The sequence below is a fragment of the Pseudomonas sp. AC463 genome (assembly GCF_979253585.1).
The window spans coordinates 1-363 of the sequence record NZ_CEEDDZ010000237.1; the positions used below are offsets into that span (position 1 = coordinate 1).

Below are 363 nucleotides of genomic sequence, written 5' to 3' on the forward strand. Positions count from 1 at the left end.
AGTGAGCCGATCGATTATTCGGCCGGGGGCGGGCTCTCCGCGTGCGCTGCGTTATGCCGACATTCTGGCGCAGTTGAGGACGTCCGTGGGCGAGCTCGATCTTCGCTACGCGCGCTGTCACGACACGTTTCACGACATTGCGGGCACTTGGTTCAACGACGCTGTGCTCCCGCGCGCAACCGAAACGCTCGTCGAGCCGGGACTCACGCCCCAAGCTGTCCGTACGTTGCCGCAGACGGTCTTCTAGCGGAAGCGCAGTACTTCTCAGCCCGATATATGGCCTCGGGGCGCGTCGGCGGGAGTATCCCACACCATCGACTCGCTACATCGGAACTCCAGCATGCATCCTTCGCGCCGTGAAGC

Annotated in this window: 1 protein-coding gene; it reads left to right on the forward strand. The window is 63.4% G+C overall.

Annotation, left to right across the window (positions count from 1 at the left end):
* The coding region (locus AC0IYH_RS29945; RefSeq protein ID WP_471837728.1) for a hypothetical protein at window positions 1-247 on the forward strand (247 nt) is incomplete at its 5' end.
* Window positions 248-363 lie beyond the last annotated feature (116 nt).